The 13,129-nt window shown below is 65.9% G+C and carries 10 protein-coding genes and 2 pseudogenes; 5 read left to right on the forward strand and 7 right to left on the reverse strand.

Features of this window, described 5'->3' with window-relative positions:
* Positions 1-16: 16 nt before the first annotated feature.
* The 4 genes from narJ to B586_RS14915 all read right to left on the reverse strand — a co-directional run bounded on the left by narJ (position 17) and on the right by B586_RS14915 (position 6,827).
* Positions 17-673 carry a nitrate reductase molybdenum cofactor assembly chaperone gene (gene narJ, locus B586_RS14900; protein ID WP_047314990.1) on the reverse strand — a complete coding sequence of 219 codons (657 nt, stop codon included), beginning with the start codon at positions 671-673 and terminating at the stop codon, positions 17-19.
* On the reverse strand, positions 673-2,367 hold the full coding sequence (gene narH / locus B586_RS14905; protein WP_047314991.1) for a nitrate reductase subunit beta: 1,695 nt from the start codon (positions 2,365-2,367) through the stop codon (positions 673-675). Before narH ends, narJ begins: the two co-directional genes overlap by 1 nt.
* Positions 2,368-2,404: 37 nt before the next feature.
* Positions 2,405-6,085 (reverse strand): nitrate reductase subunit alpha, encoded by a 3,681-nt coding sequence (locus B586_RS14910; RefSeq protein WP_054879552.1) that lies wholly within the window; start codon positions 6,083-6,085, stop codon positions 2,405-2,407.
* Positions 6,086-6,437: 352 nt separating this feature from the next.
* A complete protein-coding gene (locus B586_RS14915) occupies positions 6,438-6,827 on the reverse strand; it encodes a (deoxy)nucleoside triphosphate pyrophosphohydrolase (RefSeq protein WP_047314993.1) in 390 nt (129 codons plus the stop codon).
* Between the two features lie 26 nt (positions 6,828-6,853).
* On the opposite strand from B586_RS14915, the gene B586_RS14920 reads away from it, so the two are divergent.
* The 3 genes and pseudogenes from B586_RS14920 to B586_RS22175 all read left to right on the forward strand — a co-directional run.
* Positions 6,854-7,138, forward strand: coding sequence for a 4a-hydroxytetrahydrobiopterin dehydratase (locus B586_RS14920; RefSeq protein ID WP_047314994.1), 285 nt, complete (start codon positions 6,854-6,856; stop codon positions 7,136-7,138).
* A 114-nt stretch (positions 7,139-7,252) separates the two neighbouring features.
* Positions 7,253-9,013, forward strand: a pseudogene (locus B586_RS22815) (PE family protein).
* A gap of 101 nt (positions 9,014-9,114) precedes the next feature.
* Positions 9,115-9,222 (forward strand): annotated as a pseudogene (locus B586_RS22175) (hypothetical protein); the annotation flags it as partial.
* On the opposite strand, the gene B586_RS14930 reads toward B586_RS22175, so the two are convergent.
* Positions 9,186-10,493, reverse strand: coding sequence for a mannosyltransferase (locus B586_RS14930; RefSeq protein ID WP_418001109.1), 1,308 nt, complete (start codon positions 10,491-10,493; stop codon positions 9,186-9,188). The pseudogene B586_RS22175 and the gene B586_RS14930 sit on opposite strands and share 37 nt — an antisense overlap.
* Positions 10,494-10,598: 105 nt before the next feature.
* Between B586_RS14930 and B586_RS14935 the strand changes: the two genes are divergently transcribed.
* The gene (locus tag B586_RS14935) at positions 10,599-11,276 is read left to right on the forward strand and encodes a hypothetical protein (RefSeq protein WP_054879551.1); all 678 of its coding nucleotides are present in this window, start codon (positions 10,599-10,601) and stop codon (positions 11,274-11,276) included.
* Positions 11,277-11,322: 46 nt separating this feature from the next.
* Positions 11,323-12,303, forward strand: coding sequence for an Rv1157c family protein (locus B586_RS14940; protein ID WP_054879550.1), 981 nt, complete (start codon positions 11,323-11,325; stop codon positions 12,301-12,303).
* Positions 12,304-12,384: 81 nt separating this feature from the next.
* On the opposite strand, the gene B586_RS20340 is transcribed toward B586_RS14940, so the two are convergent.
* Both B586_RS20340 and B586_RS14945 read right to left on the reverse strand, forming a co-directional pair.
* On the reverse strand, positions 12,385-12,531 hold the full coding sequence (locus tag B586_RS20340) for a hypothetical protein (RefSeq protein WP_003875447.1): 147 nt from the start codon (positions 12,529-12,531) through the stop codon (positions 12,385-12,387).
* A complete protein-coding gene (locus B586_RS14945; RefSeq protein WP_054879549.1) occupies positions 12,528-13,121 on the reverse strand; it encodes an HhH-GPD-type base excision DNA repair protein in 594 nt (197 codons plus the stop codon). Before B586_RS14945 ends, B586_RS20340 begins: the two co-directional genes overlap by 4 nt.
* Positions 13,122-13,129: the final 8 nt, after the last annotated feature.

Here is a 13,129-nt window from a genome sequence, read left to right on the forward strand (position 1 = left end):
CACCAACGTCGGCCCCCTAGCCGCGCTTCGGCGGCACGGTCAAGGTAAACGGTTGCAACCCAACGGCTTCCGCAGGTGGTCCAACCTGTGCTAGCCGCTCCGCGCGGCGCACCTCCTGATCGGTTGCGGCCGGCAAGGTCTCGCAGACCGCTGCCACGGTGTGTTCGTAGGGCGAGTTAGCGTCGGCCAAAGCGCCCCGCAGCACGTCGATCGGGACTCGGTGCTCGGTGAGTAACCGGCGCCCGACGTCGGGGTCGACAGTGGCGGCGAATTCCAGCACGACGGGCAGGTGATCCGGCGCCTCGGCCTGCGGCGGCTCGACACCCGCATCCCGGTAAGCGGTGGCAAACCTCAACATCTCGCGACCTCGGTTGCGGGTGTCCCCGGCGGTCCAGTACGTCAGGTACATGGTGGCGCGCCGTCGCAGGTCAAAGGTCGTGACGTAGTCGATCGCCGCGGCCATTGGCCGGTGGGCACGCAACGCGTCGAGGGTCCGTCCGAGCAATTCGGCTGCGGGCCCGCTGATATGACCCAGCAGCTCCTCGACGATGTCGAGCCGCTGCGTCAGCCCGTCGTCTGGGTAGGACAACAGCAGTGAGGCCGACTGCCACACCAGCCGATCCCGCATCACGCGGGTATTCGAGCGCTCCCGGACGCTGGGCAGCAGCTTCATCATTTGACCGCTTCGGTGTCGGGCTCGGGAAACAGGCCCGCGGGCAGGCCATTGCCGTCCCAGTTGAGCAGGTTCACCCGGGAGCGACCGCCCCCACCGTGCCCCGCTGCCGCTTCGGCTTCGCCGATCTGACGTTGTTGCAAGGCATGAAAGGTCTCCACGGCGACCGGCACCGGGGCGCCGCTACCCTCGCCGAAGGGACCGGATTCATACATTCCCGGCCCGCCATCAAACGATAACGAGCACCCCATTTCGTCGACCCTGGAAAGGCCAGCGGCGGCCGGAACCTCTGCCGCGTACGACGTCGGAATAACATAGCGCTCTTCATATTTCGCTATGGCCAGCAGCCGGTACATCTCATATATCTGTTCTTCGGACATACCAACGGAGTGCGGGATGTGCGGTTGGGTTTCGCGGCCCAGGTTGATGTCACGCATGTAAGACCGCATCGCCGCCAACCGCTTCAGCACTCCTGCAACGACTTCGGTGTCGCCTGCGGCAAACAGTTCGGCCAGGTAGGCCATCGGGATGCGCAGTGCGTCCAGCGCGCCGAACAGGTTACCTAGATCCTCCCCATCATGCCCGTCGCGGCTGACCGCATCGACCACCGGTGACAGCGGCGGGATGTACCAGACCATCGGCATGGTCCGGTACTCCGGGTGCAGTGGCAGCGCCACCCGGTAGGTGTTGATCAGCGCGTACACCGGTGACCGCTGCGCAGCCTCGACCCACTCATCGGAGATCCCTTCGGCACGCGCACCGGCAATTACCTCGGGATCGCGCGGGTCCAACAGGATCTGTCGTTGCGCCTCATACAGGTCGGCGTCGTTTTCCACCGACGCCGCCGCAAGCACCTTCTCGACGTCATAGAGCACCAGTCCGAGGTAACGCAGCCGTCCCACGCACGTCTCCGAGCACACCGTCGGCAACCCGACCTCGATGCGCGGATAGCACAACGTACACTTTTCGGCCTTGCCGGTCTTGTGGTTGAAATACACCTTCTTGTAAGGACATCCGGACACGCACATCCGCCAGCCGCGGCAACGGTCCTGGTCGACGAGCACGATGCCGTCCTCGGTGCGCTTGTACATCGCCCCCGACGGACACGAGGCCACGCACGACGGGTTCAGGCAGTGCTCGCAAATCCGCGGCAGGTAAAACATGAAGGTCTCTTCGAGCTTCAGCTTCACGTCTTGGCTGACTTGGTTGAGTTTCTTCAGGATCGGGTCGTTGGGCACGATCTCCGGCGATCCCGCGAGGTTGTCGTCCCAGTTCGAGCCCCACGACACCTTCATCGGCTTGCCGGTGATCAGGCTGCGCGGCGCCGCCGTCGGGAAGGTGTCCCCGGCCGGTGCCTGGGTCAGGTTTTCGTAGTCATAGGTCCACGGCTCGTAGTAGTCCCCGATGGTGGGCAAGTTAGGGTTGGCGAAGATCCGCAACAGCTTGGCCAAGCGGCCGCCGTCGCGCAGTCGCAGCCGGCCCTTCTTGTCGCGTACCCATCCCCCGCCCCACCGGTCCTGGTCCTCGTAGGTGCGCGGATAGCCGACGCCCGGCCGGGTTTCGACGTTGTTGAACCACACATACTCGGTACCGGAGCGATTGGTCCACGCCTGCTTGCAGGTTACCGAGCAGGTATGGCAGCCAATGCATTTGTCGAGGTTCATCACCATCGCCATCTGCGCCATGACCTTCATCGTCTCGCTCCGCAAGCGTCGCTCGGGCCCTTCATGGTCAGTAGGTCACCTCCTGGCTGCGACGACGCACCACGGTCACCTCATCGCGCTGGTTGCCAGTCGGGCCTAAGTAGTTGAACCCGAACGCATGCTGGCCGTAGCCACCGGCCAGGTGGCTGGGCTTAATTCGCACCCGAGTCAACGCGTTGTTGTTGCCGCCGCGCTTGTTGTTGGTCTCAGTGCGCGGCGTGTCGATGGTGCGTTCGGCCACGTGGTAGACGAACACCACACCGTCCGGCATGCGGTGGCTGATGACCGCCCGGCACACATAGATGCCGTTGGCGTTGACCGCCTCAACCCAATCGTTATCACGCACTTTGATTTTCGCCGCATCCGAAGGGCTCATCCACATTGTCGGGCCGCCGCGAGACAACGACAGCATGTACAGGTTGTCCTGGTAGGTGGAGTGGAACGACCACTTCGAATGCGGCGTCAGGTATCGCACCGTGAGCCCGATGCCATCATCGCTTGGCCCCAGCTGGGGCTGATCGTATAGCCGCGCCATATCCAGCGGCGGCCGATAGACGGGCAGCTGTTCGCCAAGCTCCTCAATCCAGTCATGGGCGAGGTAGAAGTGCATGCGTCCGGTCAACGTGTGGAACGGCTTAAGGTGCTCAATGTTGATTGTGAACGGGGCGTAGCGACGGCCACCGGTCTCGCTGCCGGACCACTCCGGGCTGGTGACCACCGGAACCGGACGCGCCTGGGTGTCAGCGTAGGTGATACGTCTTTCCTCACTGCCCTCGGCCAGCTGAGCCAGCCGCTGCCCGGTGCGCTTCTCGAGTTCCAGAAAGCCCTCGACGGCCAGTCGGCCGTTACACGTCCCGGACAAGGCCAGTATCACGTCCGCCATCCGCGCGGCCGTGGTGATCGCCGGACGACCAGCGGCCGCACCGGAATTCATCACTCCGAACTTGGCGGCCAATTCGCTGATCTCACGGAAGGGATGGACGGTGTAGCCCTTGACGGTCATCCCGAACTGGTCGATGAGCGGTCCCAACGTCACCCACTTGTCGTAAGTCGCGGCATAGTCACGCTCCACGACGGTAAGCTTGCTCATCGTTTTTCCTGGCACTGGCACCTGTCCGGTATGCAGCCAATCGCGTTCGGTGCCATCCGGATACGCCATCGCGTCCGGGGTGTCATGCAACAGCGCGGTCAGCACGACATCGCGACGAGTACCAAGATGACGCTTGGCCATCGCGCTGAAAGCACGGGCGATGGTAGCGAATGCGTCGAAGTCCGAACGGGTTTCCCACGGCGGGTCAATCGCCGGGGTGAACGCGTGCACGTAGGGGTGCATGTCGGTGCTGGACAGGTCGTTCTTCTCGTACCAGGTCGCGGCGGGCAGTACCACGTCGGACACCAACGTCGTCGACGTCATCCGGAAGTCGATCGACATCATCAGGTCGAGCTTGCCCTCCGGAATCTCGGAGTCCCACACCACGTCCTGCGGGTGGACGCCGTCGGCCGGGGGTTGCGCTTGCACGTTGGAGTCGGTGCCCAGCAGGTGCCGCAGAAAATACTCGCCGCCTTTGCCTGACGAGCCGATCAAGTTGGCCCGCCAGACGGTGAGCACCCGCGGCCAGTTCACCGGGTTGTCGGGATCGGTGATCGCGAGCTTGAGTTTGCGCTGGGCGAGTTGTTCGGTGACGTAGTCGGCGACATCACGCCCCACGGCCTGTGCCTCGTCGGCGACGTCAAGACTGGAGCGGTCGAACTGCGGATAGAACGGGCTCCAGCCCATCGCCGTCGCCGAGGTGAGCAGATCCATCGTGTGCTTTCCGGTGAACCTGCCGCGGCCCACCGGGCTGGCCAGCTTATCGGCGCCGAAAGCGTCGTAACGCCACTGGCCGGTGTGCGCATACCAGTACGAGGCGCCAGGTACCTGCCGCGGTGGCCGCACCCAGTCGGTGGCATTGGCCATGGTCTGCCATCCAGTCAGCGGACGCACCTTCTCCTGACCGACGTAGTGGGCCCATCCGCCGCCGTTGCGTCCCATCGAGCCGGTCAACAGCAGCAGCGTCAGCACCGAGCGGTAGATGACGTCGCTGTGAAACCAGTGGCAGATGCCGCCACCCATGATGACCATGGATCGCCCGCCGGATTCGGCTGCGTTGCAGGCGAATTCCTTAGCGATCCGGATGGCCTGCGCGGCCGGGACCCCAGTGATGGGTTCCTGCCAGGCTGGGGTGTTCTGCTGGGTGGGATCACCGTAACCGGTGGGCCACTCGCCGGGTAATCCCGGGCGCGCCACCCCGTAATGAGCCAGCATGAGATCGAGCACCGTGCACACCAGATGCTTACCGACCCGACGCACCGGCACGCCACGTGACACGGACTCACCATGACCGTCGACGGTGTCGAAGCTGGGCAGGTCAACCAGTTCGGTTTCATCCGTGCCGGTCACACTCAGCGCGGGTACCACCGGACCTAGGTCCAGGTTCCACTTCCCGACACCGTCCTCGCCGAAGCGAAATCCCAGTGAGCCCTGCGGTACCACGATGGTGTCGGTAACCTCATCTAGCAATACCGGTTTGAATGCCGAGTTCTCGACTTCCTCACCGATGTCGGCCGCGGTCAAAAACTTTCCAGGTACCAACGAGTCATCGCGCTTTTCCAACTTGATCAAGAACGGCAGGTCGGTGTAGCGGCGAACATAGTCAACGAAGAACGGAACCTGTTTGTTTACATAGTATTCCGATAGGATCACGTGGCCCATTGCCATGGCCAACGCCGCATCTGTACCAGCAGCGCACCGCATCCACTCGTCGGCGAACTTGGTATTGTCGGCGTAATCCGGGCTGACCACAACGACTTTGGCGCCGCGGTAGCGGGCTTCAGCCATCCAGTGCGCGTCGGGCGTCCGAGTGATCGGGACGTTGGAGCCCCACATGACCAAATACGAAGCGTCCCACCAATCTCCGGATTCGGGAACGTCGGTCTGGTCGCCGAACACCTGCGGCGAGGCCACCGGCAGGTCGGCGTACCAGTCGTAGAACGACGTCATCACGCCGCCGATCAGCTCAACGAACCGCGACCCCGCGGCATGGCTGACCATCGACATCGCCGGGATCGGCGAGAATCCAGCGACCCGGTCCGGGCCGTAGGTCTTGATGGTGTGCACGTGGGCCGCGGCGATCAGCTCGCTGGCCTCGGCCCAGCTCACCCGAACCAGCCCGCCCTTACCCCGGGCCTGCTGATAGCGGCGACGGCGCTCGGGATCGGCTTGGATGTCGGCCCATGCCAGCACCGGGTCTTTGAGCCGGGCTTTGGCGTCACGGAACATCTCGACCAGCACGCCGCGGGCATACGGGTAGCGCACCCGGGTGGGCGAGTAGCTATACCAGGAGAACGACGCACCGCGGGGGCAGCCACGCGGCTCGTATTCAGGCCGGTCTGGACCCACAGACGGATAGTCGGTCTGCTGGGTTTCCCAGGTGATGATCCCGTCCTTGACGTAGATCTTCCACGAGCACGATCCGGTGCAGTTGACCCCGTGGGTGGACCGGACCACTTTGTCGTGACTCCACCGGTCGCGGTAAAACACGTCACCTTCACGGCCACCGCGCCGAGTGACGGTGCGCAGATCGGCGGAGAACTCACCGGGGGTAAAGAAGCGCCCGCTGCGTTCCAGGAGTTCTTCGAGCCTTCCACCAACGTGCGGTGTGACAGTCAACGGATGACCCTCCTAGTCACTCGCGTCGTGCCTCGAACTGGTTGACTGCTCGGCAATGGCCCGGGACCCAATGGTCCACCAGCATAGGTCGCGGTGCCCGGCCGACCGCGCCCGCGACGCGCAGCCCGTTAACAGAATCCCGTGTCATCAACATTGGGTTTCCGCATGTAGATACGCCGATACCCGGCGCGGAAGCCGTTGACCACGCCGTCCAGACAACCATCGGAATCGCTACCGGCATGCAAACCCAGGTTAAGGTTCTGTGACGTTATTACTGTCTAGTTCACGCCGGTTAGCTTCAATAGCGCTGTGCGTTAGCTGAATAGTGACTGTTGACTTTCCCGATGCTCGCTCAAAGGACCCGAGACAAGTCGAATAGCCAGCCCCGATCGGCCGGCACCCAGTCCACATCGCCCAGTTCCGCCGCCGTCACCCACCGCAATGCGCGGTGGTCCCGCGGGTGCGGTTCGCCGCGAATCAGACGCACACGATAGGCCCGCAGCGTCGTGTCATTCACCGCAATGTCGCCACCTAGCCGGTCACCTATCGCGACGTCGGTGACCTCAAGGCCCAGCTCCTCGGCCAGCTCGCGAGCCAACGCCGCAGGCTCGGTTTCGCCGGCCGCGACCTTACCGCCAGGCAGTTCCCAGCGGCCCGCCAGCTCCGGCGGCCGCACCCGCTGGGCCACCAACACCGCCCCGCCGCAGATGATCGCCCCGGCAACAACGATCTGGTTCGACATCGCCAGTGACGGTATACCGTCGGTTTATGGCTGTGTTAACGGATGAGCAAGTAGACGCGGCACTGCCCGACCTCAACGGCTGGAAACGTGCCGACGGCGCACTGCGCCGGTCGATCAAATTTCCGACGTTTCTCGCCGGCATCGACGCCGTGCGCCGGGTGGCCGAGCACGCCGAAACCAAGGATCATCATCCAGATATCGATATCCGTTGGCGGACAGTAACTTTCGCTCTAGTGACACATTCTGCCGGCGGTATCACCAACAATGACATCGCGATGGCGCACGATATCGACGGGATTATCGGAAACTAGGCCGCGATCGCCGCTACCTGTCGCAACCCTGACGCAATTGCCTGAATCCGACAAATCCGCTGGCCAGCGGGGCTAGGCTCCAGCCCTGGGGGCGGAGCGTGTTGGAGGCAAGAGATGTCGTTTGTGACGACTGCCCCGGCGGCGATGGCGGCGGCGGCAACGGATCTGGCCAACATCGGCTCGACAATCAGTGCAGCGAATTTCGCCGTGGCAAACTCAACGACGGCGGTGCTGGCCGCGGGCGCCGACGAGGTCTCGGCGGCCGTGACGGCGCTGTTCAGCAGCTACGCCCAGTCCTATCAGGCGCTGAGCGCCCAGGCCGCGGCGTTTCATAACCAGTTTGTGCAGGCTCTGCAAGCCGGAGCCGGATCGTATGCCAGCGCCGAGGCCGTCAACGTTCAGCAGGCTCTGCTCGACGCCATCAATGCGCCGACCGAGACCCTGTTCAACCGTCTGCTGATCGGCGACGGCACCAACGCGACGGCCCCAGGCGGTAACGGCGGGGCCGGCGGCATCCTGTTCGGCAACGGCGGTAACGGCGCGCCGGGCGGGGCGGGCCAGGCTGGGGGCAGCGGCGGACCCGCCGGGCTGATCGGCAACGGCGGTAACGGCGCGACCGGCGGCGCGGGCGCTCCGGGAGGTAACGGCGGCACCGGCGGCTGGTTGTTCGGCAATGGCGGCGCCGGTGGAACAGGTGGAGCGGGCGTGCTCGACGGCGGAACCGACAGCAACGGCGGAACCGGGGGAGCAGGCGGCAGCGGCGGCGGCGCCGGACTCTGGGGTACTGGCGGTACCGGCGGAGTCGGCGGGATGGGCGGGACCTTCGACATGTCCCCCGGCCAGGGCGGACCCGGCGGGGGTGGCGGAGCCGGTGGCGCCGGCGGGCTGCTGTACGGAAACGGCGGGGCCGGCGGCACCGGCGGGCCGGCGGCACCTTAACTGGAGCCATCGGGCTCGGCGGTGACGGTGGCGCCGGCGGGCCGGGGTGCGGCCTGGCTGTTCGGCGCCGGCGGGGCCGGAGGAGCCGGCGGGACCGCGGCCACAGGCGCCATCAGCGCATCGGCGGCATCGGCGGTCACGGCGGTCACGGCGGTGGCGGCGGGTTCCTGTATGGCGATGGCGGTGCGGGCGGGCCGGCGGCGACACGATCGGCCTGCTCGGCGGGATCGGCGGTGACGGCGGCAGCGCCTCGCTGATCGGCGCCGGCGGGCCGGCGGGCACGGCGGCAATGCCGACGCTTCAGCTCCCGCCGGCGCTTACGGCGGGCACGGCGGTAACGCCGGCAACGGGGGCCTGCTGTACGGCAATGGTGGAGCCGGCGGGGCCGGCGGAAACGGCGGCACTGCCACCGATGACAACGGCGGGGGCGGCGGCGCAGGTGGTCGCGGCGGTATCGCCGGGCTGATCGGCAACGGTGGAGCCGGCGGGGCGGGCGGAAACGGCGCGGCCAGCTCGGCCTCGTTCGGGACCGGCGGGCCCGGTGGCAACGGCGGGGCCGGCGGCGACGCCACGCTGATCGGCGACGGCGGGGCCGGCGGCGCCGGCGGAACCGGCGACCAAGCCGGGCCCAACGGAATCGGCGGTAGGGGAGGTAACGGCGGGGCCGGCGGTCACGGCGGCGGACTGTTTGGCAATGGTGGATTCGGCGGGGCGGGTGCCGCCGCCGGCGCCGGCGGCACCGGTGGGGCGGGCGGTCACGGCGGCATCGGCGGCGACGGCGGCGACGCCGGTGGGCTGATCGGCAACGGCGGTAACGGCGGGGCCGGCGGCGCCGGTGGGCCCGGCAGTCCCAATGGTGCCGGCGGCAACGGCGGCAACGGCGGTCGCCGCGGACAGCTGTTCGGTACGCCCGGCGTACCCGGTCCGCACGGCTGACGCCCCTGCACACCGAATCCCCGCTGCGCTAGCGTGGGTGCGGTCTAATCGAAAACCACGCGGGAGCGCACGCCCGGTAATGCCGGCATAGGGAGATGACAATGACCGATGTCCTTTCCCAAACTGTCGAACCTTCCGTTACCACCGGGCCCACCGCGGGCAGCAGCAAGGTCTATCGCGAATTCGAGGCGCCCGGCACCAGGGCTACCGCAGCGGGGCGTTTCCCGATGACAGCAATCCAGCTCAAGGTCGCCAGCGCCGCCACGATATAGACCAGCCCGCCCCAGGCCAGGTACCACGGTCGGCCCAGTTGCCAGATGGTCGGTTGGGCAAAGCTGAGCAGCCACGGCACGCCGACCAGGCTCAGCGCCAACCAACCCCAACCCACAATCCGCGCACCGGGGCGCTTGCCCAGTGGCCCGTGAATCAGCCAAATCATCAGCGGCACCAGCCACACCCAGTGATGAGTCCAAGAAATCGGCGAAAGCAGCAGCCCGAACAACTCGACCACCAGCAGCTTGCCCAGCCGGTCGGGCTGATCGAGCGCTCGCCAGGCACCAACCGCCACTACCGCCGTGACGGCAATCGCGGCGAGGACCAACAGTCCCAAGCCGGCGTCATGGCCCAGGATCCGTGAGAGGCCGCCACGCCACGATTGATTGAACGAGGTCGCGATGGGACCAACTCGGTGCGCGTCACCCAGCAGCTCCGTGAAGTAGTAGCGGGCCTGATCGCCAACGACGAGAGCCGACCCCGCAACGGTGGCACCAAACACGGCCGCCGACAACGCGGCGGCGCGAATGCGTCGAGCGCCGAGGAAATAGACACCCGCGATCGCCGGCGTCAACTTGATTCCGGCCGCCACGCCGACCAGCAGTCCCGATAGCCAGCTACGCGTGGTGTAAACCGCCCACAGCACCCCCAGCATCAGCAGCACATTGATCTGCCCATAGTCGAAGGTGCTGCGCAGCGGCTCGATCCAGATGGCAATCGCCGTCCACAACAGCGCACCGCGGTGACCGGTATCGGCAGAAACCCCCAGTAAGCGCTGACTGATCCGAACCGCGCCATACAACGCGACGATCGTGGCAAGCTGCCAAAAAAATGCCACCAGACCAAACGGCAATAGATGCAGCGGGTAGAAGACGACCGCTGCAAACGGCGGATAGGTAAACGGGAGTGGGAAGTCCGGCGTCTGGTCGGCGTACACGTAGCTGTACAGGGTGCCGGGATGGTCGATGGCGGCCGCGCCGCCCAGGTAAACGTGCAGGTCGACAAAGTTTGCACCGTTGGGCGCCAGGTAGGTCCAGGCCAGTCGCGCCGCGACGCTCAGGGCCAACAACAACGGCGCGACAGCATTCAACTGGCTCGCCAGCCGTCGGGCGAGGGGTGCCGGCGCGGCGGCTGCGGTGTTGGTGATGGTGTCTATCTGCCCGACTCTAGCGACCGCAGTGGGGGCTTTTGCCATGGTCACTGCCACCACTCATCTGGGTAACGATCGAATAAATGCCACACGTGTCACTTGAGTCACATCCGTATCAAAGTAGCTTCGGGCCCGGACCTGTCGTCGATCACCAGGAGAGTCATGACAACCATCTGGACCTACTTGCGCGCAACCGCCGTCGTCGTCGGTTCATCCGCCGCACTATTGACCGGCGGTATCGCCCACGCCGACACCATGCCGGCACCGGCGCCGATACCTGCGCCTGCACTGAACATTCCGCAGCAGCTGATCAGTTCGGCGGCCAACGCGCCTCAGATTCTGCAGAACCTGGCGACGGCCCTCGGCGCCACCCCGCCGGTCACCGCGCCGTCCGCACCCGGGATCAGCTTTCCCGGACTGGCCCCGGCCGCGGCGACCGTACCCACCTCCCCCGCGGCGACACTCCCGTCGTCCTTTCCCGGGATCATGGCACCAGCGGCCACCAACGCCAGCCCGGCGACCGCCCCCACCATTCCCGGCCTGAGCGCTCTGATTCCGGGACTCACCGCACCGGCACCTGCAACACCAGCCACCCCGGCGATCCCGGGATTGCCGGCGTCCATCCCCGGCGTCACCGGCCCGGCTACTCCTGCCGCCGCCGTGCCGGCGTCCACCCCGGGGGTCCCACAAGCCAAGGTGGATATGCCGGCGATGCCGTTCTTGCCGGTGAATGTGCCACCGCAAATTTCGCTGCCAAGTGACCTGCAGGCGCTCGCCTCGGGCGCACCAGCGGTAGCCGCGCCGGTCTCGGCTCCGACGCTGCTGTCCGCCCTGCCGTAAGCAATCGATGAGACGGCTAACCCATCACTGAGGACCGGAGGACACCGTGGCAAGCGCTTGGAGCCTGGCCAAAGGTTTGGTTGCCGTCGTCACGGCGTCGGCTGCCGGGTTCGGGCTGTGCCCGCACGCGGCAGCCGACCCGACCACCCCCTATGACCCCGCTGGCGCACCGCCGAACCCCACCCAACAGCTGCCGGGCCTGCCAGCGTTGGCTCAGTTGAGTCCGATAATCCAGCAAGCGGCCAGCAACCCTGCGCAAGCGACACAGCTGCTCATGGCGGCGGCGTCAGCGTTCACCCGGAATCCGACTGCGCCCACCGAAGCCAAGAACCTGGCCGCATCGGTAAACCAGTTCGTGCAGGAGCCGACCAATACGAATCCCGGGCCGCCGCCGGACGCCGTCCTAGTGCCTCACCTGCCACCGGCAGATATGGCGCCTGGCGCCCAGGCGCACCTGCCGACGGGTATTGATCCAGCTCACGCGGCCGGCCCGGCGACCGCTGCGGCGCCGGCACCCGGGACCCCCGCTACCCAGCCCGCTGCCCAGCCCGCGCCGGTACCAGCACCCGCAGCTGTCACTCCGGCGCCGACCGCGGCGGCCCCGGGTTTCGGACCCGACGCCCCGCCGACGCAGGACTTCATCTACCCCTCGATCGGCACCAATTGCCTTGCAGACGGCAGTAGCTCGATTGCGACAGCGCTGTCGGTGGCGGGGCCGGCGAAGATCCCGCTGCCCGGTCCCGGTCCCGGTCAGACCGCCTATGTGTTTACCGCTGTCGGCACGCCTGGGCCCGCCGATGTCCAGAAGTTGCCATTGAACGTCACCTGGGTGAACCTGACGACCGGCAAGTCCGGGAGCGCCACGCTCAAGCCGCGCCCAGACATCAATCCAGACGGGCCAACGACGTTGACGGTAATCGCCGACACCGGTTCGGGCAGCATCATGTCGACGATCTTCGGGCAGGTCACCACCACGGAAAAGCAGTGCCAGTTCATGCCCACGATCGGCTCCACGGTGGTGCCGTAACGTTCTGAGCCGCGAGCGCGCGTAAATGTACGCCTCTTACGGCGTGTCGCTGTACCGACACGCGCCCTCGCGGCAATGCAGTTAGTAGGCCATGAACAAAATTGCGTCGCGGTCGTACTCCAGGCCCGGATGCACGCTGGCCAAGTGGGCCTGGGTGAGTTCGACCAGCTCGTCTTCGTCCTTACCGACGATGGCTTCACCGCATGGGCACGTTATATGGGTCTTCACGTTGCCGCCTTTCCCTTCGCTTTCCCAGTCGCAGATGCTTTCATCTGCTTCTTATGCGATCGCACCTGACCGAGCGAACGGGCGTCGACGATATCGGCGACAGATATATGCGTACCGGGCTGGCCGAACTCTCCGGCCGCCGCCCGCCAGCCTTTCGGCGTCACGCCGTACTGCTTGCCAAGCAACGCCAGAAAGATCTGCGCTTTCTGTTCACCAAAGCCGGGTAGCCCCGTGAGCCGCCGTAGCAGCTCGCTTCCATCGGGTTCACCGGCCGTCCACAAAGCGGCCGCATCGCCGTCGTAGCGGTCCACGATGATCTGCGCGAGGGCCTGGATACGCTTGGCCATTGATCCTGGAAACCGATGTATTGCAGGTTTTTCTGAACACAGCGCGGCGAACTTGTCCGGGTCATGGTCGGCGATGTCGCGGGCGTCGAAACCGCCCATCCGATCCGCGATCTTCTTGGGTCCCGCGAAGGCGGTTTCCATCGGCACTTGCTGATCGAGCAGCATCCCGACCAGCAACGCGAAGGGGTTGGCGCCCAGCAACGCGTCGGCGGCCGGATCTTGGACAAGCTGCAGTTTCGGCACCCAGGTAT

Origin of the sequence: Mycobacterium haemophilum DSM 44634 (assembly GCF_000340435.2) — a bacterium.
GTDB classification, from domain to species: Bacteria; Actinomycetota; Actinomycetes; order Mycobacteriales; family Mycobacteriaceae; genus Mycobacterium; species Mycobacterium haemophilum.